Origin of the sequence: Bradyrhizobium quebecense (assembly GCF_013373795.3) — a bacterium.
GTDB lineage: Bacteria > Pseudomonadota > Alphaproteobacteria > Rhizobiales > Xanthobacteraceae > Bradyrhizobium > Bradyrhizobium quebecense.
The window spans coordinates 7,737,471-7,764,418 of record NZ_CP088022.1 but is presented as its reverse complement, the minus strand read 5'-3'; the positions used below and the strand labels follow the sequence as shown (position 1 = coordinate 7,764,418).

Sequence of the window (26,948 nt, the reverse complement as noted above, 5' to 3'; positions counted from 1 at the left end):
GAGCGAAATGACGAATGATGATCGTCGTGCACGACATGACTTGGCTCACGATGTGTCGCATCGGAACGGTGATGTTCGAGGGCTGGGGCGTCTGAAGCTATGTCGAAAGCGCTCAATGATGCGCATGACGCCACCACAATCGGGACAGGCAGGAACCTCGGCCCGGGTTTGAGCCTCCGAATCCACAGGCGACGGCTGGCCATCGTTTGGGGCTGTTCGCTCATGATCGAGAAGTTCGCGGCAAAGGGCGAGCTTGGCAGCGCGATGGCGGTTGGCCATGAAGCCGAAGTGGCGGATGCGGTGGAAGCCGTCAGGCAGCGTATGAAGCAGGAAACGGCGAATGAACTCATCGGGCTTGAGATTCATGATCTTTGTCGCGCTGTTTTGGCGATAGTCCTTCCATGAGAAGGCGACATGATCGTCGTCGAGTGCGACGAGCCGGCTGTTGGCGATCGCGACGCGATGGGTGTAGCGGCCGAGATAGGCCAGGACCTGTGCGGGTCCGCCGAAGGGCCGCTTGGCGTAAACAACCCAGTTGATGCGTCGCATGGCGTCGAGGTGGGCCGCAAAGGCAGCCGGCTCGGCCAGAGCTCCGAGATCGCCGAAGAAACGCAAGGCACCGGAGTTGAAGGCTGCCGACAGACGTTTGAGAAAAAGTGTGCGAAATAGTCTGGACAACGGTTTGACGGCCAGGAAGAAGTTCGGTCGGCAAGCGGTCCAGCGCGCGCCATCGGGCGAGAGGCCGCCACCCGGAACGACGCAATGGACGTGGGGATGATGCATCAGCGTCTGTCCCCAGGTGTGGAGGACGGCGACGCCGCCGATCGCACCGCCGAGCCGGCGTGGATTGGCGGCGAGCGTCGTCATCGCCTCGGCGGCAGCCTTGAACAGGATGGCATAGACGACGGCCTTGTTCTGGAAAGCGATCGCGGCGATCGGTGCGGGAAGTGTAAAGACGACGTGGAAATAGGGAACCGGAAGCAGGTCGGCTTGACGCGCGGCGAGCCACGCGGCTCGGGCTCTCCCCTGACACTTCGGACAGTGCCGATTGCGGCAGGAATTATAGGCAACGCGTGTCGTGCCGCAGTCGTCGCAAGCCTGCATGTGGCCGCCGAGCGCCTCGGTCCGGCACGCAACGATCGCGCTCATCACGCGCCGCTCGACCCGCCCCAGATGACCGGCATGTACACGGCGATAGGCGTCGCCATGCCGGCACAGAATATCGGCAATCTCGATGGCGGGCCTGTTGGAGCGGATGTCGGAGCGGGTCATGACCCGCATCCCGCTGCGGGTCATCCAGGTGGCGTCACCTCCAGCGACAGGCGATCGAGCGGGCTCTGCGTCGCTCGGATCGTATCGGTGGCGACCTGCGTGTAGCGCGCTGTCGACGACAAATTATTGTGCCCGAGCAAGACCTGGATGATCCGGATATCGGTTCCATTCTCGAGAAGATGTGTCGCGAAGCTGTGGCGCAGCGTGTGCAGCGTGACGCGCTTGGTCAGGCCCGCAGCCTTCACCGCCGACCGGCAGGCGGCATGCAGCACGGTCTGATCGATCGGATGATCTTCGTCACGACCAGGGAACAGATAAAGCCGCGGCCGGGCGAGCCGCCAGTAGGTGCGCAGGATGCCCAGCAGCTGGGGCGACAGCATCACGTTGCGATCCTTCGCGCCCTTGCCGTGGCGCACCTGGATGACGCCGCGGGCGCTGTCGATGTCTTCGATCCGCAGTCCCGCAACCTCCGAGGCCCTGAGCCCGGCCGCATAGGCGGTGGTGAGCGCGGCGCGGCTCTTCAGGCTCGATACCGCTTCAAGAAACTGAACCACTTCGTCGGCGCTGAGAACGACCGGCAGCTTGCGCGGTTCTCGCGCATAGGGAATGCGCTCTGGGATGAGCGCCTCGCCGAGCGTGACGCCGTAGAAAAACCGTAGCGCACAGACGATCTGGTTCAGCGCCGGCCATGAGATGCCGGTCGAGACCAAATGCACCTGGAAGGCGCGGACGTCTTCCAGCTCTAACCGGTCAGGCGATCGGCCAAAATAGCGGCTGAACTTCGAAACCGCGCTGATGTAGGATCTTTGCGTCGCCGGCGACAGATTGCGGACGGTCATGTCTTCGATCATGCGGCGGCGAAGAGGGCTCAAATCGGCCATCTCGATACTCCTGTCTGAGGGGGTGGGCTCCAACACCCACATCCTCTCAGCCAGGAGGCGATCTATGCCACCTTGCCCCCTACGCCGCGGCAGCGGCTTAGTTCAATCCCTTCCGATTCCGCCAGGTCAGAAAATGCTCTAGAGCAACCGGCTCTTCACATCCTCAGCGCCGTCGCGCAGCAGCGGCAGGAAACGGTCGATCAATTCCTTGGCGGGCACACGATCGACATGCGCGCCCATGTTGATGGCGGCGACGATGGTACCGTCGTAGCGGCGCACCGGCACCGAGATCGAACGGAAATGCGGTTCGGCTTCGCGGTCGACCAGTGAATAGCCCTGCGCGCGATCGGCGATGATGGCGGCGAGCAGCTTCTTCGGATCGGTCGTGGTCTGCGGCGTCACCGGATCGCGGCGCATCGCCTTCAGCCTTGCCGCAAGCTCGGCATCGCCGAGCCGACCGAGCATGGCGCGGCCCACTGACGTGCAGAACGCCGGCAGCCGGTAGCCGATGTCGAGACCGGCGGAGAACACCCGCGTCGGGCTCGAGCGCGCCACGAACACGACGTCGTCGCCGTCGAGCAGTGCGAGCGACGAAATCTCCTGCGCTGCGGTCGCGATGCGGTCGAGCACCGGCTGCAGCACCGTCACCACCTGGTTGGATTGCAGGAAGGAGCCTGCCAGCGTCAGCACATGCGGCGTCAGCGTGAACAGCTTGCCGTCAGTGGCGACAAAACCGCCATGCGCGAGCGTGAACAGGATGCGGCGCGCGGTGGCGCGCGGCAGGTCGGCGGCGCGCGCCAGATCGCTCAAGGTCGCGGGACCCGAGACGGTGCCGAACACCTGCAACAGGCGCAGGCCGCGCTCGAGCGCCTCGACGAAATCCGTCGCGCGCTCGTCCTGATCGGTCCGCTTCAGCTTGGGCATGGGCTTTGAACGGTTCAAAAATTGCGCTTGCTGTCCAAAACAGACATGGCATAATTCGCACATTCGTTCAATAGGCGAACAAATCCAAACTCGGGAGACGCCGCCATGATGAGCCAGGAAGCGAACGATCTGATCACCCGCACGGGGGCTAAGGACCCGTGCGGCAAGCTGATGCGGATGTACTGGCAGCCGGCGGCGCTGGTCGATGAATTGGAAGGGCCGCGCCCGGTTCGGCCGGTGCGGCTGCTCGGCGAGAATTTGGTGCTGTTCCGCGGCGAGGACGGAAGCTACGGGCTGATCGATCGCCACTGCGCACATCGCGGCGCCGACCTCGCCTTCGGCCGGCTCGAGCATGGCGGGCTGCGCTGCGCCTTCCACGGCTGGCTGTTCGACACCAGTGGCCAGTGTATCGAGACGCCGGCCGAACCTGTCGGATCGCAGCTCTGCAAGGGCATCAAGCAGCGCTCGTATCCAGTGGTCGAGAAGAGCGGCATCCTGTGGGCCTACCTCGGCGAAGGCGCCCCGCCGGCTTTTCCGGAGCTCGACTGCTTCGTTGCGCCCGACAGCCATACGTTTGCATTCAAGGGCCACATGAACTGCAACTGGCTGCAGGCGCTCGAGGTCGGCATCGATCCGGCGCACGCCTCCTTCCTGCATCGCTTCTTCGAGGACGAGGACACCTCGGCGGCCTACGGCAAGCAATTCCGCGGCGCCTCCGCCGGCAGCGACATGCCGATGACGAAAATCCTGCGCGAATATGATCGGCCGATCATCAATGTCGAGCACACCGAATACGGCCTGCGCCTGATCGCGCTGCGCGAGCTCGACGAGCAGCGCACCCATGTGCGCGTCACCAATCAGCTGTTCCCGCACGGCTTCGTGATTCCGATGTCGACCGAGATGACGATCACGCAGTGGCACGTGCCGGTCGATGACGAGAACTGCTACTGGTACGCGATCTTCACCAGCTATGCGGCGCCGGTCGACAAGCAGAAGATGCGCGACCAGCGGCTCGAGCTCTATACGCTGCCCGACTACAAGTCGCGCAAGAACCGCAGCAACGATTACGGCTTCGATCCGCACGAGCAGGCGACCGAGACCTATACCGGCATGGGCACCGACATCAACGTCCACGACCAGTGGGCGGTGGAATCGATGGGGGCGATCCAGGATCGCACCAACGAGCATCTCGGCCAGAGCGACAAGGCGATCGTGCAGTACCGCCGCCTGCTGCGGCAGGAGATCGAAAAGGTTTCCGGCGGCGAGAAACCGATGCTGTTCCTCGACGACGCCTCCGCGCGCAGCATCCAGGGCCCCGCGACGATGGACGGCATCGGGCCGACGCTGGGCTGGGAGCTCTACTGGATGGAGGTCGACGTCAAGCGCCGCCGCGGCGCGCCGTGGGCAGCTCCCGTGCCGCGCGAGATCGCCGGCAAGGTGCATCATCTGACGGCGGCGGAATAACCATGTGTCCGATACTTGCCGTCATTGCGAGGAGCGAAGCGACGAAGCAATCCATGTTCCTGCGTATGCCGAAAGATGGATTGCTTCGCTTCGCTCGCAATGACGATTGCCGAGACAAAGGAGTGACGCGGTGAGCTTCGTCGAGCGTCACGGCCTGTGGTCGGATGAGCAGAAGGAGGCCGCGAACCGCCTCCGCCGCATCGTCGAGGAGAAGAACCTCGAAGTCGTCAGGCTGTCATTCCCGGACCAGCACGGCATCCTGCGCGGCAAGACGCTGATCGCCAGCGAAGCGGTGCGCTCGCTGGAGGGCGGCTGCTCCATCACCACGACGATGCTCGCCAAGGACACCTCGCACAAGACGGTGTTCCCGGTGTTCACATCAGGCGGCGGCTTCGGCATGAAGGAGATGGAGGGCGCGGCCGACGTGCTGATGGTCGCCGATCCCACCACGTTCCGCGTGCTGCCCTGGGCGGAGAACACCGGCTGGGTGCTCTGCGATCTCTACTTCAGCGACGGACGGCCGGTGCCGTTCGCGACCCGCAACCTCTATCGCAAGGTGCTCGATCAGCTCGGAGACCGCGGCTATGATTTCGTCGCCGGCCTCGAGGTCGAATTCCATCTGTTCAAGCTCGACGACGCCCACATGGCGCCGGAGGATGCCGGCCAGCCCGGACGGCCGCCGTCGGTCAGCCTGCTGTCGCACGGCTATCAGTACCTCACCGAGCAGCGCTACGATCTGATGGAGCCGGCGCTCGAGATCATCCGTCGCGACATCCTCGCGCTCGGCCTGCCCTTGCGCACGGTCGAGGTCGAGTTCGGCCCGAGCCAGTGCGAGTTCACCTTCGCGCCGACCGTGGGTCTCGCGCCCGCCGACACCATGGTGCTGTTTCGTTCGGCGGTGAAGCAGATCGCGCGCCGCCGCGGCTATCACGCGACCTTCATGTGCCGGCCGAAACTGCCGAACGTGTTCGCGAGCGGCTGGCACCTGCACCAGTCGCTGGTATCGCGCGCGGGCGGCGAGAACGCCTTCATGGCGAAGGAAGCCGCCGAGCCGCTGAGCCCGCTCGGCCGTGCCTGGCTGGCCGGCCTGATCGAGCATGCACGCGCCTCCACCGTGTTCACGACGCCGACCATCAACGGCTACAAGCGCTACCGCTCCTATTCGCTGGCACCCGATCGCGCGATCTGGGGCCGCGACAACCGCGGCGTGATGATCCGCGTGCTCGGCGGCATGAATGATCCGGCGACACGCCTGGAGAACCGGATCGGCGAGCCGGCCGCAAATCCCTATCTCTACATGGCTTCGCAAATCCTCTCCGGCCTCGACGGCGTCGACCGCAAGCTCGATCCCGGCCCGTCCGCCGACACGCCCTACGAGACCAAGGCCGCGCTCTTGCCGAAATCGCTGCGCGAAGCCGTGTTCGCGCTTCAAGACGATCCGTTCTTCCGCCAGGCGCTGGGGCCCGAGTTCGTCGACTATTACGTCTTCATCAAGAATGCGGAGATCGAGCGTTTCCAGGCCGAGGTGTCGGACTGGGAGCAGCGCGAATATTTCGAGATGTTTTGATCCCGTCATCCTGAGGTGCGAGCACTTGCGAGCCTCGAAGGATGCACGGCCCGGCTGGTGGCCGTCGACCCTTCGAGACGCGCTTCGCGCTCCTCAGGGTGACGGGGATAGACTCTAGCGTGGCGTGCCCGCCTCAAATCCCCAGATACTTGTGCTGCAGCTCCGGCTCGGCGATCAGCTGCTCGCTCGTCCCACTCCACACCGTACGGCCGCGCTCGATGATGTAGTGGCGGTCGGCGATGCGGGTGAGGTTTCCGACATTCTTGTCGATCACCAGCACCGACTGCCCGCGTCCCTTCAGCATCGACAGGCAGCTCCAGATCTCGTCGCGGATCAATGGCGCCAGGCCTTCGGTCGCCTCATCAAGGATCAGGAGCTTCGGATTGGTCATCAGCGCGCGGCCGATCGCGAGCATCTGCTGCTCGCCGCCGGACAGCGTGACGCCCATATTGCTGGTGCGTTCGGCGAGCCGCGGGAACAGTGCATGGATCTTCTCGATCGTCCACGGATCGGAGGCGTTGAGGCGATTGCCTGATGCTGCAACGAGATTTTCTCGCACCGTGAGATTCGGAAAGATCTGACGGCCCTCCGGCACGAGGCCGATGCCGAGCTTTGCGATCTTGTACGACGGCAGGCCGCGCACCGCCTCCCCGGCGAAGCGGATGGCGCCTGATCGCGCGGGCGTCAGGCCCATGATCGAGCGGATGGTCGTGGTCTTGCCCATGCCGTTGCGGCCCATCAGCGCGACCATCTCTCCCGCCTTGATCTTGAGCGACAGGCCGAACAGCACCTGGCTCAACCCGTAGCAGGTCTCGATCGCGTCGACTTCGAGCAGGGGTTCAGCGGATTTGGTGTCAGCCATTTTGGTATCAGCCATGGCGCGTCACCGCATGCTGATCGCCGAGATAGGCGCGCTTGACCTCTTCGTCCTTGCGGATCGCGTCCGGCACGTCGCAGGCAATGACGCGACCATAGACCAGGACCGTGATGCGGTCGGCGAGCGCGAACACCGCCTCCATGTCGTGCTCGACCAGCACGATGGTGACTTCCTTGCGCAGCTCCTTCAGCAGGGCGACCATCCGCGCGGATTCGGTGACGCCGAGCCCGGCCATCGGCTCGTCCAGCAGCAAGAGCTGCGGCTTGGTGGCGAGCGCGACCGCGAGCTCGAGCTCGCGCTGCTCGCCATGGCTCAGTTGCGACACCACGATATCGGCGCGCTGGCCGAGGCCGACACGCTCCAGCGCCGCGCGGGCGGTGGCGCGCAGATGCCGCTCCTTGCGCGCATTGCCCCAGAAGCGGAAGGAGTGACCGTCATGCGCTTGCGCCGCGAGCGCGACGTTGTCGATCGCGGAAAAATCCTTCAGCAGCGAAGTGATCTGGAACGAGCGCGCCAGCCCGAGCCGGCTGCGCTTGTAGGACGGCAGGCTCGTGACGTCGCGGCCGGCAAAGCGGATGGTTCCGGAATTCGGCATCACCTGCCCGGTGAGCTGGCTGATCAGCGTGGTCTTGCCGGCGCCGTTGGGGCCGATGATGGCGTGCAGCTCGCCCGGCAAAACCTCCATCGAGAGGTTGTCGGTCGCGGTGATGCCACCGAAGCGGCGGACCAGATTGTCGACGCGGAGCAAGGGATCAGCCAAGGAATTAGGCACGCCTCATCCTCCCGAGCAGGCCCATGATGCCGCCGCGCGCGAACAGCACGATCAGGAGCAGCACCGGACCGAGGATCAGCCCCGAATATTCGGTGAACTGCGACAGCAGCTCCTCGAGCAGCAGATAGACGATCGCGCCGACGACAGGGCCGAACAGCGAGCCCATGCCGCCGAGGATCACCATCACCATCAGGTCGCCGGAACGGGTCCAGTACATCACGGCAGGGCTGACGAAATCGGTGTTGTTGGCAAGCAGTGCGCCGGCCAGGCCGCAGATCGTGCCGGCGATGACGAAACAGACCAGGCGATAGCGGTTGGCGTGGAAGCCGATCGCCTGCATGCGCTGCTCGTTGGATCGGACGCCCTGCACCACGAGGCCGAAGCGCGAATTGACGATGCGCCAGATCAGATAGAGGCCGCCGAACAGGCAGGCGAGGCAGAGATAATAGAACTGGTTGCGGTCCGACAAATTGATCAGGCCGGCGAAATCGCTGCGCTTGTAGACGGTCAATCCGTCGTCGCCGCCGTAGCGCGACAGGGCGGAGGCGACGTAATAGGCCATCTGCGCGAAGGCCAGCGTGATCATGATGAAATAGACGCCGCGGGTGCGCAAGCTGAGCGCGCCGATCAACAGCGCAAACAGCGCCGAGACCGCGAGAGCCACCGGCCACTGGATGAAGCCGGAGCCGATGCCCTCGGCGGCGAGGATGCCGACGGCATAGCCGCCGATGCCGAGATAGGCGGCATGGCCGAAGCTCATCATGCCGCCATAGCCCATGATCAGATTGAGGCTCGCAGCCGCCAGCGCATAGATCGCGATGCGGGTGAACAGCGTGAGGATGAAGATGTTGCCTGTGACAGCCGAATAGACCGGCAGCAGGACCAGCGCGACGCACAGCAGCGCCGCAACCGCATTCGAGGCGTTGAGCTTGGGCATCATCGTTTGGCCGCCGGGAACAGCCCTTCGGGCCGCAGCACAAGGATGATGGCCATCAGGAGATAGATCAGCATCGAGGACAGCGCCGGCGCCGCGGTCGAGGCCGCCGCCCCGCTCAGCACCTTGCGCAGCAGGTCGGGCAGGAACGCGCGGCCCATCGTGTCGATGATGCCGACGAAGACCGCGGCCATGAAGGCGCCGCGGATCGAGCCGATGCCGCCGATCACGATGATCACGAAGGCGAGGATCAGGATGTTCTCGCCCATGCCGATCTGCACCGTGAGGATCGGCGCCTGCATCAGCCCGGCGAGGCCGGCGAGCGCGGCACCGAGGCCGAACACCAGCGTGAACAGCAGCTTGATGTTGATGCCGAGCGCCCCGATCATCTCGCGGTTGGAGGCGCCGGCACGGATCAGCATGCCGACGCGGGTGCGCATCACGACGAGATAGAGCATCGCGGCGACCGCCAGCGCGACCACGATGATCATCAGGCGGTAGGCCGGATAATACACGCCGGGAATGATCTGCACCGGCACGGTGAGCCAGGCCGGCAGCGGCAGCGCGAGGCCGGCCGGGCCCCAGATCAGCCGGACGGCGTCGTTGAAGAACAGGATCAGGCCGAACGTCGCCAGCACCTGGTCGAGATGGTCGCGGCCGTAGAGGTGCCGGAGCGCGACATATTCGAGCACGATGCCGAGCAAGAGCGTCGCCCCCAGCGCCAGCAGCGCGCCGAGCACAAAACTGCCGGTCCAGGCCACGAAGGTCGCCGCGAAATAGGCGCCCATCATGTAGAGCGAGCCGTGCGCCAGATTGACGAAATCCATGATGCCGAACACCAGCGTCAGTCCGGCCGCCAGCAGGAACAGCAGCAGGCCGAATTGCAGGCCGTTCAGCAGTTGTTCGACGACGAGATACATGGATCCTTCACATCGGGCTGAAACAAAACAGCGGCAGCGCGCATGCGCCGCCGCTTATTGTTATTGGATGCGCGATCGCCGATGAGAAAGCTCAATGTTTCGGCAGATCATGCACCGGCAGAGATCACTTCATCGAACACTTGTCGTGGAATTTGTCCTGGTCGTCCTTGACGATGGTCGCGACCGTCTTCAGCGAGAGCTGGCCGTCGGCGTCCTTGACCACGTCCTGCAGGTAGAAGTTCTGGATCGGGATGTGGTTGTTGCCATACTTGAACGGGCCGCGCAGCGACTTGAAGTTGGCCTTCTCCATCTCCGCCTTCATGGCGTCCTTCTTGGTGAGGTCGCCCTTCACCGCGACGACGGCGCTGTTGATCAGCTGGGCGGCGTCATAGGCCTGGGCGCCGTAATAGGTCGGGCGCAGGCCGGGATACTTCTTGCGATAATCCTCGACGAACTTCTTGTTCTCGGCGTTCGGCAGGTCGTTGACCCATTCCTGCGCGCCGGGAATGCCGATCGCGTTGTCCTTCTGCAGCGGCAGCGACAATTCGTCGACGGTGAAGGCGGTATAGAGCGGGATCTGCGCCTTGATGCCGGCCTGGGCGTACTGGTTCAGGAACTGGACGCCGGCGGCGCCCGGATAGAACACGAAGATCGACTCGGCCTTGGAGTTGCGCGCCTTGGTCAGCTCGGCGGAGAAGTCGAGCTGGCTCGGCCACACCGTGTATTCCTCGCCGACCACCTCGCCCTTGAAGGTGCTCTTCACGCCCGCGAGCATATCCTTGCCGGCGGCGTAGTTCGGGCCGATCAGGAACACCGACTTGACGCCCTTCTGGTTCATGTAGAGGCCCATCGCGGCGGGCGTCTGGTCGTTCTGCCAGGAGGTCGAGAACACGTAAGGCGAGCACAGTTCGCCGGCGAGCTGCGACGGACCGGCATTGGCCGAGATCAGGAAGGTTTTCGAATCGACCGCGGTCTTCAGCGACGCCAGCAGCACGTTCGACCAGATGTAGCCGACGATGAAGTCGACCTTGTCGGACTGCACCAGCTTCTCGGTCTTCTGCTTGCCGACGTCGGGCTTCTGCTGGTCGTCCTCGTAGATCACCTCGACCGGCTTGCCGTCGATCTTGCGGCCAAGATGGTCGAGTGCGAGCTCGAACGAATTGCGCATGTCGTTGCCGATCACGGCGGTCGGACCGCTGAAAGTCGAGACAAAGCCGATCTTGACGCTGTCAGCCGCCGTCGCGGGCTGCGCGAGCGCCAGAGCCATGGCGCCTGCCAGCCAGAATGCCTTTTTCATATTCACTCCCCTCCTCAACCAAAGATCCCGCCAGGCTTGATCACGAGGGCCCGGGGGTCACGCTTTGCGCGCGCCGTTCTGTGACGTGTTTTGTGCGCGATATCGCAAGTGTGCAGCAAGCATGAACCGACGGCACTCGATTAGAACCTTCGGCGCATACTCCAGCACCTTGCACCATAATTCGTCCAAATCGGCGATGGCAAGAACTATAATGCCGGTTGCGTGGGCAACGATTGTCGCAGGGCCCGGCCTTGAGGAGGTCGCAACGCAGCAGGCTTTAACGATCCGGTAAAGCAGGCGGAAACCACAGGCCGGCACGCGCTCGCAGGCTTCATGGTCCGGAAAGCATCACTGGGCGACGCTGCCGCCAAAGGGGTGCGTCACATGCTGAATTACATCTTCGGCTTCAATGCCCGGATGGGCCGGCTGGCCTTCTTCTTCTGCAGCTTCGTGACCGGCATCGGCTTCTTGATGCTGGTCTACGGCATCACCGGCAACGCACCGGCGAGCGGCAGGATGGACGTGCTGCTGGCGCAGGCTGCGAACAGCCCTGCCTTGATCTTTTCCTTCTATGGCATGCTCGTCGTCTGCTTCATGCTGCAGTCGATGCGCGTGCGTGACATCGGATGGGATCCGGTCTGCGTGATGGCGGCATGGATCGCCCTCATGGTGCTCGACCGGGCCATTGCCGGACGATTTCCCGAATATGCGTTGACCTATCAGCACAGTGCAACGGTGGTCGGCACTGCCGTCAATGGCGTGATGAACCTGGTCCTGACGTTCTGGCCGGGCAGCGGCCATGTCGATGAAGCCTCGTCCTTGCCGCGCGAGGGCGGCGGCGATGGCATGTTTGAACGAAACAGCGCACCGACCGCCGGCGGCAGCCGCGTGGCGCGGATCGCGAGCGGCGAATTCGGCGGCAAGACGCGGTAGCGGCCTCATCGTCGTCCCTGCGAAAGCAGGGAGATGGAGTCACGTTTGAAGTGCAACGATTGATTTGAGTTTGGAGAATGCCTCGGCGGGGGTCTTGAAGTCGAGGCATTTGCGTGGGGTATCGTTGAGGCGCTGAGCGAGGCGCCTGAGGACGGCTGCCGTGATGAACCTGAGGTCAGTTTTGCGTGGCAGAGAGCGTCGTAAGCGCCCGATGGAGTTTTCCACGCCGCCTTTTTGCCAGGGACTATGGGGATCGCAGAAGAAGGTTTGGACGCCGAGGGCGTTGTGAAGCCTGTGATGCTCGGCGAACTCGGTTCCGTTGTCGAAGCTGATGGTTTTACGGATCGCCTGTGGAAGCTTGCCGAGTTGACGGGCGATGGTCCGAGCGGTGAGGACAGCTTTCCGATCGCGTGGGTGCAGCACGATGCTGAAGCGAGTTTGGCGCTCGTGGAGAACCAGCAATCCTTGGCCATATCGCGCGAACAGCATGAAGTCGGCTTCCCAATGACCCGGCGTCCCGCGACCTTCGACCTCGGAGGGTCGTTCATCGATCGAGCGCCGTTGTTTAATGAAGCTGGCAGGGCTGCCGCCTGGGCGTCGCCGGCGCCCTCGTCTGAGTTTATGGCGCGGCAGCAGGCGGTGCCAGTAATCCTTCTGGGCGGTACGATGATAGATGAAACGATAGATTGACTCGTGGCTGATCATGACGCGACCATGTTCTCGCGCCAGTCGACCAGCGATCTGCTCCGGCGAATGTCCCATCGCAAGGCTTTTGCCGACGCAGTCCCGCAGGGCCGGCTGGCGCGCCAGCTTGAAGCGGCCATCCTGCCGTCGCCGACGTTCGGCCAATTGTTGAGCCCGGACCGGTTCGTAACCGCCCTTCCAGACCTTGGTAGGCCGCGAGTTGCGCTTCAGCTCCCGACTTATCGTCGACGTCGCGCGGTCAAGCGCAGACGCAATATCGTTTTGAGATTTACCGCCTACATGCAGGCGGTAAATCTCAACGCGCTCTTCAAGGCTGAGCTGGCCATAACATTGTCCCATCGCCACAACACCCTAGCAGGTGTTGCACTTGTGTCGTGAACCCAAGGGACCCATAACCACAGGGTTAGATTGTTGAAGCGGGCTGGGGCCCCGGCATCGCAAACCAATTGCCATTCGTGGTTATGGGTCCCGGCTCGGAGCCCGGGACGACACTGAGTTTGTGGCGCGGTCACTGCGTTACGGAGGCTGAGCCGCTACCCCTGATCCACCGCCCATTCGGCGCCGTCGATCGCATAGGGCGCGTGGCGGAAATCCCGGATCGTCGCGACCTTGTCGGCCGACCAGTCGAGCAGCATGAACGATCGCGGCGGCCCACCCTGTGCGTTCGGATCGAACACCAGGATCGCGGGACGGCCCTCGACCTGTCCGGTCACCAGGTGCCAGTCGTCGATCTTCGAATAATTGCCGAAATAGCGCGACACCTCGGCCTTGCCGTTCAGACGTGTCTTGTTGACGAGTTCGAGCCTGATGTCATCGGCGATCATGGCGCGGATGGCATCGAAGTCGCGGGCGTTGAAGCGGCCGACATAGGCGTTCAGCCTGAGACGATCAGCCGGCGACAGGCCGGGCCGTGGTGCATCGTCGGGCTCGCGGGCGAATTGGCGCAGTTGGGTGCGTCCGCGATGCAGTGCGGCCTTCACCGCAGGCAAGCTGAAATCCATGATGCCGCAGACTTCCTGCAACGAGCAGCCGAGCACATCCATCAGGATCACGCTGGAGCGCTGCGCAACTGGCAGCCGCATGAAGGTGCGCAGGCTGCTTGCTGCGATCTCACGGCGGCTGACGTCGTCAAGCTCTCCGGCCATCATGTCCACCTCCTCCGGCGCGTGGAGCGCTTCCTGGCGGTTGCGCCGCCTGAGGAAATCGAGCGCGGTGTTGTGCGCGATCCGGAACAGCCAGGCTTCCGGGTGCTGGATCGGGGCCGCGGGCGCGAAGGCTTCCATCGCCTTGATCAGCGCGTCCTGCAGCACATCCTCGCCGTCGATGACCGATCCGACCATGCGGGCGCAGTACCGATGCAGCTTTGGCCGCATCGCCGCCAGCAGCGCCTCGACATCGGTCGCGGCCGGCGCCTGGGGTGGTGACGTCATGATGGCTCCGCCAGATCGCTTCAAGGCAAGTCGGTCCAAGGCCCGCCGGTTCACGGCGCATCCAGCATACGATAGTTTCCGACAATCACAGCACTGCGAACCAGCGGCGGCTCGGCGCAACGATCGCGGATGCCGTCCTGGAAGGCCTGGAAAGCCGCCAGCTTCGGGATCGGGCTCGAGCCGTCATCGGCCGCGGTCTCGACCATATGGATGAAGGTGTCGTCCTCCAGCCGCAGGGTCAGATAGCGCACGCCATCCGGGTTCGCCGCCTTCAGCTCGGCGAACACCGCCGCAACCAGCGCGGCATTCTTGTCCGCCATTTCCGGCTTGGTCTTGTACCTGATCAGGGTCCGTCTCATCGCTGCCTCCTTGGCCTGGTTCTGCGGCCCGAACCGGCCGCGTCATATCCAAGGACGTTTGCCGGCGGTCAAAGGATGCGGTCCGGAAAAAATAATTCTTTGCCGCATCCTCTGCCCATCCCGGATCGTCTTGTCGACGAGCGCGCCACAACCTTGCGGCATGCCAACGGAGAACGACCATGCAGACCCCTCGAGAGCGCAACGAGCAGCGCTGGGTGCTCGGCCTAACCGCGCTGGCATCCTTCATGATGGCGCTGGACGCCATGATCATGACCACAGCCTTCGCCACCATCCGCGCCGATTTCGGCAGCGCCGTGGAGACGCTGCAATGGACCGTCAACGCCTTCAATCTGACCTTCGCGGTGCTGCTCTTGACCGGCGCGGCGCTCGGCGACCGTTTCGGTCGGCGCAGGATGTTCGCGGCCGGGATCGGCCTGTTCGTCGTGGCCTCGGCGGCCTGCGCGCTGGCCGGCGATGCCGCGGCACTGATCGCCGCGCGCGCCTTGCAGGGTGCAGGTGCGGCGCTGGTGATGCCGCTAGCGATGGCGATCCTGAGCGGCGCCTTCGGACGCGAGGAGCGCGCCCGCGCGCTCGGCATCTTCAGCGGCATCACCGGATGCGCGCTGATCATCGGACCCGCGATCGGCGGCTTCATCACCGAACATCTCGGCTGGCGCTGGATCTTCTGGATCAACTTGCCGATCGGCCTCGTCGCGATTGCCCTCGTGCTGGCGCGCCTTCGCGAAAGTTTTGGTCCGGCTGCGCCGCTCGACATCGCCGGACTGTCACTGGTCGCACTCGCAGCGCTGGCGCTGGTCTGGGGCCTGTTGCGCGGCAACAGCGCCGGATGGGCGAGCGCGGAAGTGACGGGCGCGCTGATCGCCGGCGCCGCGCTGGCAGCGACGTTCGTGCTGTGGGAGCTGCGTGCGACGAGCCCGATGGTGCCGATGCGGCTGTTCGCGGCCAGACCATTCGCGGCCGGCATCGCCGCAAGCGTGCTGTTCTATGCCGCGATGTATGGCGTGCTGTTCCTGCTGCCGCAATTCCTGCAGATCGCGCTCGGCTTCGACGCCTTCGGTGCCGGGCTGCGGCTGTTGCCGTGGACGGCGACCCTGTTCGTCACGGCACCGATCGCCGGCGCCGTGGTCAACCGGTTCGGCGAACGCACGCTCGTCGTCACCGGACTCCTGATGCAAGCGATCGGGCTCGGCTGGATCGGCGAGATCGTCACCCCGTCGATGCCCTACTCCGCGCTGGTCGCACCACTGATGCTCGCCGGCGTCGGCGTATCGATGGCGATGCCGGCTGCGCAGAACGCGGTGCTGAGCGCGGTTGCGGTGAGCGAGATGGGCAAGGCGTCGGGCGTGTTCAACATGGCCGCTTCCTCGGCGGGATGTTCGGCATCGCGGCGCTGGTCGCGAGCTTCGCCGCCAATGGCGCGGCCGATTCATCCGGACATTTCACGAGCGGATTCGCGGCGGCGATGAGCCTTGCGGCAACGCTGTCGTTCGCGGGCGCCGTCGCGGGGCTGTTCCTGCCGATGCGGCGACGGGTCGTCGCCACGACTGCGCGGCAGGACGCGTGAGGCGCGCAGTGATTGGGTTTCGCTATCGGGCGATCGGGCATTTCGTGTTGGAATGAGGCTGCGAATGACTACATAATGAAATGACGAAGCCGTTCGAAACCGAGGGCGACATCAGATGACGCAAGCGCCGGCCAAACCTCATCGCGTGGTGATCGTCGGCGCCGGCTTCGGCGGGCTCGAAGCCGCCTTCGGTCTGGCGGGCGCGCCGGTCGAGATCACGCTGATCGATCGCCGCAACCACCATCTGTTCCAGCCGCTGCTTTATCAGGTCGCGACCGCGTCGCTTGCCACCAGCGAGATCGCCTGGCCGATCCGCTATCTCTTGCGCGACCGGCCCGAGGTGACGACGCTGTTCGCCAATGTCTGCGGCGTCGACGCTGCGGCAAAATGCGTGCAGCTCGACGACGGAGGCAGCATTCCCTATGACACGCTGATCCTCGCCACCGGCGCGCGCCACGCCTATTTCGGCCATGACGAATGGGAGCCGTTCGCGCCCGGCCTGAAGACGCTCGAGGACGCCACCACGCTGCGGCGGCGCATCCTGGTCGCCTTCGAGCGCGCCGAGCGCGAGACCGATCCGGACAAGCGTGCGGCTCTGCTGACCTTCGTCATCATCGGCGCCGGGCCGACCGGCGTCGAGATGGCCGGCACCATCGCCGACCTCGCCAAGGACACGCTGCCGCAGGACTTCCGTCACATCGACACGCGCAAGGCGCGCGTGGTGCTGATCGAGGCCGGCCCGCGCGTGCTGGCAGGATTTCCCGACGATCTCTCGGCCTATGCGCAAGCGTCGCTGGAGAAACTCGGCGTCGAGGTGATGCTGGGCGAGCCGGTCACCGAATGCTCGGCCGACGGCGTGGTGTTCGGCGGTAAGAGGCTGGAGGCACGCACCATCGTCTGGGCCGCGGGCGTGCGCGCCTCGCGCGCCGCCGAATGGCTGAACGCGCCGGCCGATCGCGCCCATCGGCTGCAGGTCGAGCCGGATCTGACCGTGCCCGGTCATCCCGACATCTTCGCCGTCGGCGACACCGTCACGATCAAGGGCCCCGACGGCAATCCGGTGCCCGGCATCGCACCGGCCGCCAAACAGGAAGGACGCTACGTCGCCGCATTGATCAAGGCCCGGCTCGACGGCAAGACGCTGCCGCCGTTCCGCTACAAGCATGCCGGCAGCCTCGCGCAGATCGGCAAGAAGAAGGCGGTGATCGATTTCGGCTGGCTGAAGCTGCGCGGCTCGCTGGCATGGTGGATCTGGGGTCTCGCCCACATCTACTTCCTGATCGGCGTGCGCCATCGGATTGCGGTGGCGATGAACTGGCTCTGGATCCACACCCGCGACCAGCGTGCCGCACGGCTGATCACCCAAGGCAGCAGCAAGGTCGCGCAGTAGCATTACATCATCTGAACAACCACCTTGCCCTTGGCTCGGCCGGTTTCGAGATATGCGAGCGCCTGCTTGGCCTGTTCGAACGGAAATACCCTGTCGATCACCGGCCGGATGCGCCCCGCCTTGAGTAGCTCGCCGATCTCGGCAAGTTGCCTACCGTCGGGATGCACGAACAGGAACGAATATGCGACGCCGCGCCTTCTGGCGCGGCGAATGATTTTACGGCTCAGCAATCCGAACAGGAACACCATGAAGTAGTTCATCCCTCGGGCTTGAGCGAACGCAGCGTCTGGTGGGCCGACGAGCGAAGCAACGATGCTGCCTGGCTTCAAAATCCGAAGCGATTTCTCGATCGCATCGCCCCTGACCGTGCCCAGCACGGCGTCGTAGTCCTGCAGCACCTCCTCGAATTGCTGTTTCTTGTAGTCGATCACCTCGTCGGCACCGAGGCTCCGGACCAGATCCACATTCCCCGTGCTCGTGGTCGTCGCAACCATCGCTCCGAGGTACTTCGCAAGTTGGATCGCGAAGGTGCCGATGCCGCCGGCGCCCGCGGGGATAAACACCTTCTGGCCGGGCTTGAGACGGGCGCGATCCTTGAGCGCCTGCCACGACGTCAGGCCGACCATCGGAACCGATGCGGCCTGCACGAAGTCCAGGTTCGGAGGCTTGAGCGCGGCGGCATCCTCCGGCACGCGCGCAAATTCGGCGAGCGCGCCCGTTCCGAGATCGAAGATGCTGGCAAAGACGGCGTCGCCCGGCTTGATGCGAGTCACGCGGCTTCCCACTTCGACGACAACGCCCGCCAGATCGCTGCCCAGCATGGCCGGCAGTCGAAATCGAAGGATGGGCTTGAACGTCCCTTTCGGAATCATGTTGTCGATCGGGTTCAAGCCAGCTGCGTGAACCTGAACCAGAATTTCATTCGGCTTCGGCATTGGCCGAGGGATATCGACAATCGCCACCTGATCCGGCTTGCCGTAGCGCTTGAAGACAAGTGCTCTCATTTTGCTCTCGGTTCGAAGGTTCATGGCGGTGGCAGGAGGCGACGCTTCAGCGGTCAGAAAGCCCGCGCAGTGCGGTTGGGCTGCGATGCCGCCGGCACATCGAGCCGGAGGTCCTTTCGAATCCCGGCATCCACCAGGCCTTGGGGCGCAAATCGGCGCAGCAGGCGCAGACGGTTCGCAAGCTTGCCGGCCGCGTATCGCAGTTTCGGGTGCGTTGCGCTGGCGGCCTTCAGCACGGTGTCCGCCACGACGCTGGGCTGCTCGGCCGTTGCCATCACCTCGCCCAGCCTCTTGTTCATGCCCGTACGAGCCTCACGGTACTCGTCGAGCTTGGCATCCGCCTCCATGAAGTTCGCGTCGAACGACGTTCCGCATGTATGCCGGCTCGATCACCGAGACGCGGATGCCCCTGGTGCGCAACTCATGGTCGAGCGATTCCGAATAGCCCTCCACCGCGTGCTTGGTTGCGGCATAGAGTGCGCCATAGGGCATCGGCAGGAAGCCCAGCACGGAGCCGATATTGACGATGCGGCCGCTCCCCTGGCGCCGCATGTGAGGCACAACGGCGCGCGTCATCCGGATCAATCCGAAGAAATTGGTCTCGAAGATCGAGCGGGCCTGCTCGATCGAACTCTCCTCCGCGCCGGCGGGCGCGACGCCGAAGCCGGCGTTGTTCACCAGCAGGTCGATGCGGCCGTCGCGCCGCATCACTTCGCTGACAGCGGCTTCCACCGATTCATCACTGGTCACGTCGAGCGGCAACATCTCGAACGATCGCTTGCCTGGCTTGGCTCTCCGTCGGCTGGTGCCGTAGACCTCGTAGCCGGCTTCAGCGAGCCGTTGGGCGACGGCCTCTCCGATGCCTGACGAGGCGCCGGTGACGAGGGCAATCTTTGGTCCGATGCCATTCATGAGCTTCTCCGATAACGCCGGCGGTTCTCAAATCCGCTTTGATTACGATCGTAACTATTGATATAGATGACGATCGCTATTATATTGTCAAGACCGGGGGGGAGGGGGATCCGCATCATGCGCGTTTCAAAAGAAAAGGCGGCCCAAAACCGCGAACGGATTCTCGAGGCGGCCTCCCGCCTCATGCGGGAGCACGGCATCTCCGGCGCCAGTGTCGACGCGCTGACCGAGGCGGCCGGGATGACTCACGGCAGCCTGTACAGTCAGTTCGGCTCAAAGGAACGGCTTGTCGAGGAAGCCGTGACTCACGCGATCGCGTCCAAGGGACGGGATGTGTCCGAGGAAGCTGCGCTCGGCGACTATGTCTCGGAATACCTGTCGCCGGCGCATCGCGACCAACCGGGAAGCGGCTGCCCTTTCGCAGCGTTATGTTGTGAGATCCCGCGCCAAGGCATGGCGGTCAGAGAGCGGTTCACGGCCGGAGTGCGCGGCATGATGTCCCTGCTGAGCCGGCGAATGCAGTCCGGCCTGAGGCCACGGCAGCGCGAGGAGAAGGCGCTCGCGACCATGGCCTCCCTGGTCGGAGCACTGGTGCTCGCCCGCGCCGTGAGCGACCCCAAGCTGTCGGACGACATTCTTCGCACGACCCGAAACGAATTGGGCGACTGACCGCTCACCCGACTATTGCCACCATTGTGCGCCGATGCCGCGGGTGAAATACTTGCCGTAGCAACGATCATACGGGAGGAAAACGATGCGGATCGATGCGCCTGCGATCGCGCTCGCGGCCTGGCTTGTCACGCCGACGGCCGGAGCATGGGCAGAGGCCGCCGACATCAAAATGCCCGGCGACCCCGCCGCGACCTGTAGCGGGCTTGCCGGCCTGGCCGACGGTGCGGTCAGGATCGACACGGCAACGCTGCAGACGCCGACGCCGCTCTCGGTCGCCGACAAGGCGCCGACGCCGGCGGCGCGCATCACGCCGGCCAATCCCGCCTTCTGCAAGGTGCTCGCCCATATCGATCCCGCCGATCCAACGGCGCCGCCGATCAAATTCGAGGTCAACCTGCCAGTGGAGTGGAACGGCCGCTCACTGCAATATGGCGGCGGCGGCTTCAACGGCGTGCTGATATCAGGCCTCGGCCTGCCGCCGGCCTATCCCTTCGACAAGGCCTCGCCGCTGGCGCTCGGCTTCGTCACCGTCGGCACCGACTCCGGCCACGAGCAGAAGCCCGGCGAGCCGCCGCAGCTGTTCGCGCTCAACGACGAGGCGTTCGAGAATTTTTCGCACAAGGCCTACAAGAAGGTGCGCGACGCCGCGCGGGCGCTGACGGTCCGCGCCTACGGCAAGCCGCCGGCGAAGATGTATTTCATGGGATCGTCCGAAGGCGGCCGGGAGGCGCTGACCATGGCGCAGCGCTATCCCGACGATTTCGACGGCATCTTCGCGCGCGTACCCGTGATCAACTGGGTCGGGTTGCAGCACGCCGGCACCCGCTCCGGCCTCGTGACGATGGGCGACGGCTGGATTCGACCGGCGCAGGTCAAACTCGTGGCCGACGCCGTGCTGAAGGCCTGCGACACGCAGGACGGCTCCGATGACGCGCTGGTGCAGGATCCCGTCGGCTGCAAGGCCGCGTTCAAGCCGGCCACGCTGGCATGCGCCGCGGGCCACAGCGGCGACGACTGCCTGACCGACAAGCAGGTCGCCGCGATCGAAACGCTACATTCGCCGTACAAATTCTCGTTCCCGCTCACCAACGGCCTCGACGACTATCCAGGCTGGGGCGTGTCGGGCGAGAATACGCCCGCATTCGGCCCGACCGGCGGCTGGAAGGCCTGGTGGCTCGGCACCACGGCGCCGGCGCAGCCACCCGCACCGCCCAACGGCATCGCCTGGATCTACGGCGCCGGCGGCATTCAATATGTCTTCGCCCGCGATCCGAAGCTCGACGTCACGACCTACAAGCCCGAGGACCACAAGGCGCGCGTGCTGGCAGTCTCCGCGCTGATGGATTCCACCGATCCGGACCTCACGCGCTTCCACGCACGCGGTGGCAAGCTCGTGATCCTCGAGCACATGGCCGACTACGCGCAAAGCCCCTATGCCGGCATCCGCTACTTCGAGAACGTCGAGAAGACGCTCGGCAAGGACAAGGTCGCGGAGTTCGCCCGGCTCTACACTGCGCCCGGCGTCGACCATGTCGGCTCCGGCGCACCCGCCAATGTCGACATGCTGGCCGTGCTGGTCGACTGGGTCGAGAACGGCAAGGCGCCCGGCGATCTCGAAGTGCGCGAGCAGAAGACCGAGGCGCCGGCCTTCGACACCCTCCGCGCGCTGCCATTGTGCCGCTGGCCGGCCTGGCCGCATTACAAAGCGGGACCGGTCACCGCGGCGTCGAGTTTTGCGTGCGCGCCGTGAGGTAAGCTTCCTCACAACTTCGGATCGTGGCTCTCCTTGTGCCGCGCGAGCGCAGCAGCGCATGCGGCGATCGTGGAGCCCCGCGGCTCCGCCGGCGGGACTACTCCCTCTTAGCCAGCGGCATTGCCGTATCGCGGCGAGCCGGCAACTCTCATCGATGGCCGATGTGCTACACCATCGCGGTCCCGGCTGGCCGAGACAGATACTCAACAATGATTTTAGGGAGGGAATGCAATGCGAATGTCTTCCGCCTTATATCTGTTCATTGCGTTGCTCGCGATGCCTGCGGCCGCGCCCGCTGGCGACGAAAGTCTGAAGCAACAATTCGAGAAAGTCGCGGCGGCCTACGCCGACAACTTCAACAAGCAGAATGGTGCCGGAATCGCTGCGCTCTATGCGCCGGGCGGCATGGTCGTCAATGCCACCGGGTCGCACACCGACATTGCCAAGACCTACGAAGGCATCTTCAAGGCCGGGTTCAACCACAATGAGATAACGGTCGACGAGGCCATGCCGCTGGGCACCGATACGGCTCTCGCGACCGGCGAATATCACATCACCGGCAAGAACCAGAATGGCGAGCCGCTTGATGTGGTTGGCCGCTGGACCGGCGCGTATATCAACCAGGGCGGAAACTGGAAGATCCGGATGGTGTCGGCCTTTCCGAAGGCGCCTCCGCCGAAATAACATCTTTGGTGCTGCACGCAGCATCGGGTGCTGCCGATCCCGGCACGCTTCTCGCCTTGTGCGCGAGGCGGGCCGGATAAAGCGGAGCAGAATGCGAACCGGTTGACGGATTGCAATCGCTCCATGCCGCCGCGCTGCTGCACTGACGGATACAGCGTCAGCCCATCACCTGATGCGGCGAGCGGCCGAACGCGGCCTTGAAGGCGCGGCTGAAATGCGAGACGTCGCTGAAGCCGAAGCTGAGCGCCGCATCGGTGACGTGGCTGAAGCGCCGTTCGGCCAGCGCCTGATAGGCGCCGGCGAGGCGCTGCTGCCAGAGCCAGCGGATCGGCGTCGTGCCTTCGCGCGCGAACAGGCGATTGAGCGTGCGCGGCGCCATGTTCTGCGCGATGGCGATCGTATCGAGATCGAGTCCGGGATCGTCGAGATGAGCCAGGATATAGGCCTTGGCCCGCGCCAGCCGTTCGTCGCCGCGCCGCGGCACATCGTCCGTCAGTTCGGTCTGGAGCGTCGTCGCGAAAATATCGAGCATTGAGGCGCCAAGCCTTATCGCCGCAGGCCCGGCGTCGTCATCGAGCCGCGTCAGCCGGCGGATCAACGATCCCGCCAGCGCGCCCACTTTCGACGCGTTGCCGACCCGCCGTGCCGTCAGCCGCTGCGCATCCGGCAGCCGCGCGAGCAGCAGCGGCCGCGGGATCGACACCATGATCGAACGCGCGCTCGGGGTGAATTCGAGCGTGAATGGCTGCGCCTGGTCATGCAGCATGAGATCGCCCCGGCGCATGCGCACCTCGCGGCCGCCCTGCGCGAAGCTGACCTCGCCGCGCAGCGTGAGCCACAGCATGAAATAATCGCGCGGGTCGCGACGGACGTCGCTCGCACTGCGCATCACCCGAATGCGGTCGGCGGCCGGCGTCGACGACCAGATGTCGTTGATCGCAAGCGGGCCGAAATTGCGGATCGAGATCGACGCGGCAAACGCCTCATCGGCGACGCGGCGGCATTCGGTCAGCGAGAATTCGCGGCAGGTGACGTGATGCCAGCGGTCGAAGCTGTCACCCGGCGCAACAAGCGTTTGCGCGATGACGGTATGATCTGGGGTCTGCATCGGACCTTGCTCCCGCCCAACCCGGCAGGGGGATATTCTGCGTCCAGCCCCCGTTTCTGGCAAGCAGAGTCCAGCAACTGGCCGGCGCAGCCAAGAACCGCCGCCGCGACGGAGGTAGAAAATGTCTCCCACAGGAGAGGAGACACCACATGGGCTACCATGTGCGAAATCATCGACCCGGCGCGAACCGTCATGATCGTTGTCGACATGCAGAACGATTTCGTGGCCGAGGGCGCCAAGCTGCGTTCGGCGCAGGCCGCCGCCATGGTGCCGCGGCTGGCGCAGACGCTGAAGGCCTGCCGCGACCAGGGCATCCGCGTCATCTACACCGCGCATGTGCATCGCCGCGACGGCAGCGATATGGGGCTCTATGACGATCTCTATTCGCCGATCGCCGACCGCTCATCGCTGGTCGACGGCACCGCGGGAGTCGAGATCTTCAACGACCTCGCGCCCGCACCGGGCGAGCACGTCATCAAGAAGCACCGCTACAGCGCGTTCTTCGCCACCGACCTCGACCTCATCCTGCGCGAATGGGGCATCACGACGGTGATCATCTCGGAACGACCACCGAGAACTGCTGCCACGCCACCGCGCGGGACGCCATGTTCCACAATTACAAGGTCGTCTTCCTGTCGGATACGACAGGCACGTTCGACTATCCCGACGTCGGCCAGGGCGTCCTGTCCGCTGAGGACGTGCATCGCGCCACGCTGACGATCCTCGCGTTCTCAACCGCGCATGTGATGACGGCGGCCGAGATGCTGGGGCGGGTGAAGACGGCGAGCCCGAAGGCGGCGTAGTTTCTTCTCCCTCTCCCCGTTCTTACGGGGTCGAGACGAGCGAAGCTCGCTCTTGGAGGGTTGGGGTGAGGGGCTCCATCCACGAACGCAATTCGCGGAGAGTCCCCCTCACCCGCCGCGCTCTTCGAGCGCGGCGGCCTCTCCCCGCAAGCGGGGCGAGGCGAACAGAGACGCGGGCGGCAGCCGTCCTTTATTTCACCAGTGAGCACCCGCCATCGGCCAGCGGGCGGAACGCCTGATCGGCCGGGATGGTCGCGATCAGCTTGTAATAGTCGTAGGGGTACTTCGACTCCTCCGGCTTCTTCACCTCGAACAGGTACATCGGGTGGATGACGCGGCCGTCCTGGCGGATCGTGGTCTCGCCGAACAGTCTGTCCTTGCCCTTGAAGGTCTTCATCTGCGGCACCACGACCTTGGCGTCGTCGCTGCCGGTGGCGGCGACCGCGTTGAGATAGGCGAGCGTCGAGGCGTAAACGCCGGCCTGGTTGCCGCTCGGCATCTTGCCGTTCATGCCGGGCCGCGCGGCGAAGCGCTTTGCGAACGCACGGGTGTCGTCGTTCATGTCCCAGTAGAAGGCCTCGAGCAGCTGCAGGCCCTGTGCGACCTTCAGGCCCATGCCGTGGACATCGTTCACGAACAGCAGGAACGCCACCATGGTCTGGCCGCCCTGCTGGATGCCGAACTCGGCCGCCTGCTTCACCGCGTTGATGGTGTCGCCGCCGGCATTGGCGAGCCCGATCACCTTTGCTTTCGAGTTCTGTGCCTGCAGCAGGAAGGACGCGAAGTCCGAGGTGCCGAGCGGATGCTTGCTCGATCCCAGCACCTTGCCGCCGTGCTTCTCGATGTAGTTCGTTGCCTCGGCTTCAATGCCTTTGCCGAGGGCGTAGTCGACGGTCACAAAATACCAGTCCTTGCCGCCACGCTGCATCATCGCGGCCGCGGTGGTGTTGCCGGTCGCCCAGGCGTCATTGACCCATTGAATGGTGTTGGGCGAGCAGGCCTTCCCGGTGAGATCGGAGCTCGCGGTCGACGACGCCAGGAACGTCATCCGGCTGTCGCGCAGCACGGTGTTGATCGCAAGGCCGACGGCCGAGTTCGGCACGTCGACGATGGCGTCGACACCCTCGACATCGAGCCATTTGCGCGCGATCGCGGATCCCACATCGGCCTTGTTCTGGTGATCGGCATAGACGATCTCGACCTTGATGCCCTTGCCGCCGCCGTTGAAATCCTCCGCCGCCATCCGCGCGGCCTCCACCGAGCCCATGCCGTTGGTGTCCTGGAAGATGCCGGAAATATCGTTGAGCACGCCGACGCGCACGACATTGCCGGAGATCTCCGCGCGTGCGCTGCCCGCGGCGCAGGCCAATGCCAGCGCAAGTCCAATCCTAGATCGCCCAACCCCAAAGCCCCTCATCGTATCCCCTCCCATGTTTCCTCAACCAACCTATTGCCGGTACTAAGCTTCTGTTTAGGCCGGCGTGATCTCGACCGGCAGGCTGCTCAGCCCGCGCAGCGTGTTGTTGAAGAGGCGCTTCGGCTCGCCGGACATTTCGATCCTGGCGACACGACGCGCCAGCGCCGCCATCATCACTTCGCCTTCGAGGCGGGCGACGAGTTGGCCGACACACATATGGATGCCCGAACCGTAGCCGACATGACCCGACGTGCGACGCGTGATGTCGTAGCTATCGGGCGCTTCCCAACGGCGCGGATCACGATTGGCCGCAGCCAGGAACATCAGCACCTTCTCGCCTTCGGGGATGCTGGCCCCGCTGAGCTCGACGTCGCGGGTCGTGGTGCGGAAGAAAGTCTGGACCGGACTTTCGAACCGCACCGCTTCCTCGAAGGCGTTGCGCGCCAGCGTCGGATCGCCGCGGAGTTTCTGGAACTGGTCGGGGAAGCGGGCAAGGCAGTAGACGGCGGCGCCGATGCCGTTGACGGTCGTGTCGAGACCGGCCGATAGCAGCGAGCGCACCAGAAGCGGCGCTTCGGTCGCGGTAATGGCACCGCTATCGACATGGGCGTGGATGCAGGCGCCGATGCCGCCCGGGGTGAGATTGTCGCGTTGGCACTGTTCGGCGATATAGGCTTGGTGCGGCGCGGAGCGCTCGATCGCCTGCTTGCGCAGCTCGTTCGGCGGTCCGAAGGCGTTGAACACCAGGCTTGCGTAAGGCAGCAGATGCTCGCGGCCCTCCGGCCGCAAGCCCAGCGCATCCGGGAAGATCGACAGCGGATAGGCCTCCGCCAGATCCTCGATCGCGTCGAAACTGCGCTTCTCCAGCAGCGCGTCGACCCGGGCCTCCGCGGCGGCGGCAAATCGCCCGCGCAGCTGCTTCATCACGGTCGCGGACAGCACCGTGCTCAGCACCGTGCGGGTGCGGGTGTGCGCCGGCGGGTCGGCCTCCAGGATCAGGCTCGGCGGCCGCCATGGCTTCTCCTTGGAGAAGTCGCTGAGACCGACGCCGCGGCTGGAGCAGAACGTCTCGGGATCGTTCAGCACCGCATGGACCTCGGCGTAGCGCGCCACGCCATACACATTCCACTTGTCGAGATAGACCACCGGCCCGGCCTCGCGCAGCCGCTCATGGGTCGGGAATGGATCGGCGAAGAATTCGAGCGCGAACGGATCGACGTCGAGATGCGGGACGGACGCACCTTCTGTTGCAGTCATCGGGACCTCCCGAGGTTTGAACTTGTCA

24 protein-coding genes and 2 pseudogenes are annotated in these 26,948 nt (G+C 64.7%); 10 read left to right on the top strand and 16 right to left on the bottom strand.

Features of this window, described 5'->3' with window-relative positions; all coding sequences use genetic code 11:
- Window positions 1-45 precede the first annotated feature (45 nt).
- The 3 genes from HU230_RS37120 to HU230_RS37110 form a co-directional block, all read right to left on the bottom strand.
- Window positions 46-1,272: an IS91 family transposase gene (locus HU230_RS37120; RefSeq protein ID WP_176528572.1), complete on the bottom strand. Its 1,227-nt coding sequence runs from the start codon at window positions 1,270-1,272 to the stop codon at window positions 46-48.
- 20 nt (window positions 1,273-1,292) lie between these two features.
- Window positions 1,293-2,153: a tyrosine-type recombinase/integrase gene (locus HU230_RS37115; protein ID WP_029085027.1), complete on the bottom strand. Its 861-nt coding sequence runs from the start codon at window positions 2,151-2,153 to the stop codon at window positions 1,293-1,295.
- A 138-nt stretch (window positions 2,154-2,291) separates the two neighbouring features.
- Complete coding sequence (locus HU230_RS37110) at window positions 2,292-3,077, bottom strand: IclR family transcriptional regulator domain-containing protein (protein ID WP_176533949.1); 786 nt, start codon at window positions 3,075-3,077, stop codon at window positions 2,292-2,294.
- Between the two features lie 105 nt (window positions 3,078-3,182).
- On the opposite strand from HU230_RS37110, the gene HU230_RS37105 reads away from it, so the two are divergent.
- Both HU230_RS37105 and HU230_RS37100 read left to right on the top strand, forming a co-directional pair.
- Window positions 3,183-4,541 (top strand): aromatic ring-hydroxylating dioxygenase subunit alpha, encoded by a 1,359-nt coding sequence (locus tag HU230_RS37105; protein WP_176533950.1) that lies wholly within the window; start codon window positions 3,183-3,185, stop codon window positions 4,539-4,541.
- A 130-nt stretch (window positions 4,542-4,671) separates the two neighbouring features.
- Window positions 4,672-6,108, top strand: a complete 1,437-nt coding sequence (locus HU230_RS37100) for a glutamine synthetase family protein (protein ID WP_176533951.1) — start codon at window positions 4,672-4,674, stop codon at window positions 6,106-6,108.
- A 133-nt stretch (window positions 6,109-6,241) separates the two neighbouring features.
- Here the strand turns inward: HU230_RS37100 and HU230_RS37095 are convergent, their stop codons facing one another.
- The 5 genes from HU230_RS37095 to HU230_RS37075 form a co-directional block, all read right to left on the bottom strand.
- Window positions 6,242-6,985, bottom strand: a complete 744-nt coding sequence (locus HU230_RS37095) for an ABC transporter ATP-binding protein (RefSeq protein WP_176533952.1) — start codon at window positions 6,983-6,985, stop codon at window positions 6,242-6,244.
- The gene (locus HU230_RS37090; protein ID WP_176535243.1) at window positions 6,978-7,745 is read right to left on the bottom strand and encodes an ABC transporter ATP-binding protein; all 768 of its coding nucleotides are present in this window, start codon (window positions 7,743-7,745) and stop codon (window positions 6,978-6,980) included. The genes HU230_RS37095 and HU230_RS37090 overlap by 8 nt, the downstream gene beginning before the upstream one ends.
- Window positions 7,746-7,749: 4 nt before the next feature.
- The gene (locus tag HU230_RS37085; protein WP_176533953.1) at window positions 7,750-8,697 is read right to left on the bottom strand and encodes a branched-chain amino acid ABC transporter permease; all 948 of its coding nucleotides are present in this window, start codon (window positions 8,695-8,697) and stop codon (window positions 7,750-7,752) included.
- Window positions 8,694-9,611 (bottom strand): branched-chain amino acid ABC transporter permease, encoded by a 918-nt coding sequence (locus HU230_RS37080; RefSeq protein ID WP_176533954.1) that lies wholly within the window; start codon window positions 9,609-9,611, stop codon window positions 8,694-8,696. The genes HU230_RS37085 and HU230_RS37080 overlap by 4 nt, the downstream gene beginning before the upstream one ends.
- 124 nt (window positions 9,612-9,735) lie before the next feature.
- The gene (locus HU230_RS37075) at window positions 9,736-10,908 is read right to left on the bottom strand and encodes an ABC transporter substrate-binding protein (RefSeq protein WP_050426229.1); all 1,173 of its coding nucleotides are present in this window, start codon (window positions 10,906-10,908) and stop codon (window positions 9,736-9,738) included.
- Window positions 10,909-11,292: 384 nt separating this feature from the next.
- Between HU230_RS37075 and HU230_RS37070 the strand changes: the two genes are divergently transcribed.
- Entirely contained in the window at window positions 11,293-11,841 is a 549-nt protein-coding gene (locus HU230_RS37070) for a hypothetical protein (protein ID WP_176533955.1), read from the top strand.
- 39 nt (window positions 11,842-11,880) lie between these two features.
- Here HU230_RS37070 and HU230_RS37065 read toward each other — a convergent pair whose 3' ends face one another.
- The 3 genes from HU230_RS37065 to HU230_RS37055 form a co-directional block, all read right to left on the bottom strand.
- Complete coding sequence (locus tag HU230_RS37065) at window positions 11,881-12,885, bottom strand: IS30 family transposase (protein ID WP_176529999.1); 1,005 nt, start codon at window positions 12,883-12,885, stop codon at window positions 11,881-11,883.
- Window positions 12,886-13,079: 194 nt separating this feature from the next.
- Entirely contained in the window at window positions 13,080-13,976 is an 897-nt protein-coding gene (locus tag HU230_RS37060) for a sigma-70 family RNA polymerase sigma factor (RefSeq protein WP_176533956.1), read from the bottom strand.
- A gap of 50 nt (window positions 13,977-14,026) precedes the next feature.
- The gene (locus HU230_RS37055; protein ID WP_176533957.1) at window positions 14,027-14,335 is read right to left on the bottom strand and encodes a hypothetical protein; all 309 of its coding nucleotides are present in this window, start codon (window positions 14,333-14,335) and stop codon (window positions 14,027-14,029) included.
- Window positions 14,336-14,514: 179 nt separating this feature from the next.
- Between HU230_RS37055 and HU230_RS37050 the strand changes: the two genes are divergently transcribed.
- Both HU230_RS37050 and HU230_RS37045 read left to right on the top strand, forming a co-directional pair.
- Window positions 14,515-15,822 carry an MFS transporter gene (locus HU230_RS37050; RefSeq protein WP_224943985.1) on the top strand — a complete coding sequence of 436 codons (1,308 nt, stop codon included), beginning with the start codon at window positions 14,515-14,517 and terminating at the stop codon, window positions 15,820-15,822.
- Between the two features lie 213 nt (window positions 15,823-16,035).
- Window positions 16,036-17,310, top strand: coding sequence for an NAD(P)/FAD-dependent oxidoreductase (locus HU230_RS37045; RefSeq protein WP_176533958.1), 1,275 nt, complete (start codon window positions 16,036-16,038; stop codon window positions 17,308-17,310).
- A gap of 2 nt (window positions 17,311-17,312) precedes the next feature.
- Here HU230_RS37045 and HU230_RS37040 read toward each other — a convergent pair whose 3' ends face one another.
- Both HU230_RS37040 and HU230_RS37035 read right to left on the bottom strand, forming a co-directional pair.
- The gene (locus tag HU230_RS37040; RefSeq protein ID WP_176533959.1) at window positions 17,313-18,314 is read right to left on the bottom strand and encodes an NADP-dependent oxidoreductase; all 1,002 of its coding nucleotides are present in this window, start codon (window positions 18,312-18,314) and stop codon (window positions 17,313-17,315) included.
- 53 nt (window positions 18,315-18,367) lie between these two features.
- Window positions 18,368-19,226: pseudogene (locus HU230_RS37035) on the bottom strand (oxidoreductase).
- Window positions 19,227-19,343: 117 nt separating this feature from the next.
- Between HU230_RS37035 and HU230_RS37030 the strand changes: the two are divergent.
- From HU230_RS37030 to HU230_RS37020, 3 genes are all read left to right on the top strand, one after another.
- Window positions 19,344-19,895 (top strand): TetR/AcrR family transcriptional regulator, encoded by a 552-nt coding sequence (locus HU230_RS37030; protein ID WP_176533960.1) that lies wholly within the window; start codon window positions 19,344-19,346, stop codon window positions 19,893-19,895.
- A gap of 172 nt (window positions 19,896-20,067) precedes the next feature.
- Window positions 20,068-21,648 (top strand): tannase/feruloyl esterase family alpha/beta hydrolase, encoded by a 1,581-nt coding sequence (locus HU230_RS37025; protein ID WP_224944275.1) that lies wholly within the window; start codon window positions 20,068-20,070, stop codon window positions 21,646-21,648.
- 240 nt (window positions 21,649-21,888) lie between these two features.
- Window positions 21,889-22,335, top strand: a complete 447-nt coding sequence (locus HU230_RS37020; protein WP_224943984.1) for a YybH family protein — start codon at window positions 21,889-21,891, stop codon at window positions 22,333-22,335.
- A 157-nt stretch (window positions 22,336-22,492) separates the two neighbouring features.
- On the opposite strand, the gene HU230_RS37015 is transcribed toward HU230_RS37020, so the two are convergent.
- The gene (locus HU230_RS37015) at window positions 22,493-23,443 is read right to left on the bottom strand and encodes an AraC-like ligand-binding domain-containing protein (protein ID WP_176533962.1); all 951 of its coding nucleotides are present in this window, start codon (window positions 23,441-23,443) and stop codon (window positions 22,493-22,495) included.
- Between HU230_RS37015 and HU230_RS43900 the strand changes: the two are divergent.
- Both HU230_RS43900 and HU230_RS43720 read left to right on the top strand, forming a co-directional pair.
- Window positions 23,372-23,941, top strand: a pseudogene (locus tag HU230_RS43900) (isochorismatase family protein); the annotation flags it as partial. The gene HU230_RS37015 and the pseudogene HU230_RS43900 overlap by 72 nt on opposite strands.
- Before the next feature lie 35 nt (window positions 23,942-23,976).
- A complete protein-coding gene (locus tag HU230_RS43720) occupies window positions 23,977-24,246 on the top strand; it encodes an isochorismatase family protein (RefSeq protein ID WP_338077327.1) in 270 nt (89 codons plus the stop codon).
- 190 nt (window positions 24,247-24,436) lie between these two features.
- On the opposite strand, the gene HU230_RS37005 is transcribed toward HU230_RS43720, so the two are convergent.
- Together HU230_RS37005 and HU230_RS37000 are read right to left on the bottom strand one after the other, a co-directional pair.
- Window positions 24,437-25,663 (bottom strand): ABC transporter substrate-binding protein, encoded by a 1,227-nt coding sequence (locus tag HU230_RS37005; protein WP_224943981.1) that lies wholly within the window; start codon window positions 25,661-25,663, stop codon window positions 24,437-24,439.
- Window positions 25,664-25,717: 54 nt separating this feature from the next.
- On the bottom strand, window positions 25,718-26,920 hold the full coding sequence (locus tag HU230_RS37000) for a cytochrome P450 (RefSeq protein ID WP_176533964.1): 1,203 nt from the start codon (window positions 26,918-26,920) through the stop codon (window positions 25,718-25,720).
- Window positions 26,921-26,948 lie beyond the last annotated feature (28 nt).

Excerpts from the sequence above, each read along its gene's own strand:
- HU230_RS37120 (WP_176528572.1), bottom strand. The coding sequence starts at position 1,272 with ATGACCCGCTCCGACATCCGCTCCAACAGGCCCGCCATCGAGATTGCC.
- HU230_RS37115 (WP_029085027.1), bottom strand. The coding sequence starts at position 2,153 with ATGGCCGATTTGAGCCCTCTTCGCCGCCGCATGATCGAAGACATGACC.
- HU230_RS37110 (WP_176533949.1), bottom strand. The coding sequence starts at position 3,077 with ATGCCCAAGCTGAAGCGGACCGATCAGGACGAGCGCGCGACGGATTTC.
- HU230_RS37105 (WP_176533950.1), top strand. The coding sequence starts at position 3,183 with ATGATGAGCCAGGAAGCGAACGATCTGATCACCCGCACGGGGGCTAAG.
- HU230_RS37095 (WP_176533952.1), bottom strand. The coding sequence starts at position 6,985 with ATGGCTGATACCAAAATGGCTGACACCAAATCCGCTGAACCCCTGCTC.
- HU230_RS37085 (WP_176533953.1), bottom strand. The coding sequence starts at position 8,697 with ATGATGCCCAAGCTCAACGCCTCGAATGCGGTTGCGGCGCTGCTGTGC.
- HU230_RS37080 (WP_176533954.1), bottom strand. The coding sequence starts at position 9,611 with ATGTATCTCGTCGTCGAACAACTGCTGAACGGCCTGCAATTCGGCCTG.
- HU230_RS37075 (WP_050426229.1), bottom strand. The coding sequence starts at position 10,908 with ATGAAAAAGGCATTCTGGCTGGCAGGCGCCATGGCTCTGGCGCTCGCG.
- HU230_RS37070 (WP_176533955.1), top strand. The coding sequence starts at position 11,293 with ATGCTGAATTACATCTTCGGCTTCAATGCCCGGATGGGCCGGCTGGCC.
- HU230_RS37065 (WP_176529999.1), bottom strand. The coding sequence starts at position 12,885 with ATGGGACAATGTTATGGCCAGCTCAGCCTTGAAGAGCGCGTTGAGATT.
- HU230_RS37060 (WP_176533956.1), bottom strand. The coding sequence starts at position 13,976 with ATGACGTCACCACCCCAGGCGCCGGCCGCGACCGATGTCGAGGCGCTG.
- HU230_RS37055 (WP_176533957.1), bottom strand. The coding sequence starts at position 14,335 with ATGAGACGGACCCTGATCAGGTACAAGACCAAGCCGGAAATGGCGGAC.
- HU230_RS37050 (WP_224943985.1), top strand. The coding sequence starts at position 14,515 with ATGCAGACCCCTCGAGAGCGCAACGAGCAGCGCTGGGTGCTCGGCCTA.
- HU230_RS37045 (WP_176533958.1), top strand. The coding sequence starts at position 16,036 with ATGACGCAAGCGCCGGCCAAACCTCATCGCGTGGTGATCGTCGGCGCC.
- HU230_RS37040 (WP_176533959.1), bottom strand. The coding sequence starts at position 18,314 with ATGAGAGCACTTGTCTTCAAGCGCTACGGCAAGCCGGATCAGGTGGCG.
- HU230_RS37030 (WP_176533960.1), top strand. The coding sequence starts at position 19,344 with ATGCGCGTTTCAAAAGAAAAGGCGGCCCAAAACCGCGAACGGATTCTC.
- HU230_RS37025 (WP_224944275.1), top strand. The coding sequence starts at position 20,068 with ATGCCCGGCGACCCCGCCGCGACCTGTAGCGGGCTTGCCGGCCTGGCC.
- HU230_RS37020 (WP_224943984.1), top strand. The coding sequence starts at position 21,889 with ATGTCTTCCGCCTTATATCTGTTCATTGCGTTGCTCGCGATGCCTGCG.
- HU230_RS37015 (WP_176533962.1), bottom strand. The coding sequence starts at position 23,443 with ATGCAGACCCCAGATCATACCGTCATCGCGCAAACGCTTGTTGCGCCG.
- HU230_RS43720 (WP_338077327.1), top strand. The coding sequence starts at position 23,977 with ATGGGGCATCACGACGGTGATCATCTCGGAACGACCACCGAGAACTGC.
- HU230_RS37005 (WP_224943981.1), bottom strand. The coding sequence starts at position 25,663 with ATGAGGGGCTTTGGGGTTGGGCGATCTAGGATTGGACTTGCGCTGGCA.
- HU230_RS37000 (WP_176533964.1), bottom strand. The coding sequence starts at position 26,920 with ATGACTGCAACAGAAGGTGCGTCCGTCCCGCATCTCGACGTCGATCCG.